Annotated in this window: 1 pseudogene; it reads left to right on the forward strand. The window is 60.6% G+C overall.

The annotated features are described in order from the left end of the window. Positions 1-45: 45 nt before the first annotated feature. Positions 46-293: pseudogene (locus BG61_RS39040) on the forward strand (Na+/H+ antiporter); the annotation flags it as partial. Positions 294-330 lie beyond the last annotated feature (37 nt).

The raw sequence follows: 330 nt of genomic DNA on the forward strand, positions 1-330 counted from the left end.
GCTCGCCGTCTCGGGCATCGTCGTGCGCTTCTGCATGGTCTGTGACCGCTACCGCTTGTCCAGAACGCGATCGGGGCCCTGTCTGCCTGGCCAAAGTCGGTGTGTCCGTCACTTTCGATTTGCAACTGTTCCTGTTGCTCTTCATGCCCCCGCTCTTGTTCTTCATGCGGTGCCGCTCGATCCTGGTGCTTGCGTTCGGAATCGTGTTCATGACGGTGCTCGCGGTCGGCTACTTCGGACATGCGCTGGTGCCAACGGTTTTGCTGCCTGTCGCGTTCGCGCTCGCAGTCCTGTGAATGCGTGGCCAGGTTACTCACCAATGCCTCGTCG

The sequence above is a fragment of the Caballeronia glathei genome, assembly GCF_000698595.1.
GTDB classification, from domain to species: domain Bacteria; phylum Pseudomonadota; class Gammaproteobacteria; order Burkholderiales; family Burkholderiaceae; genus Caballeronia; species Caballeronia glathei.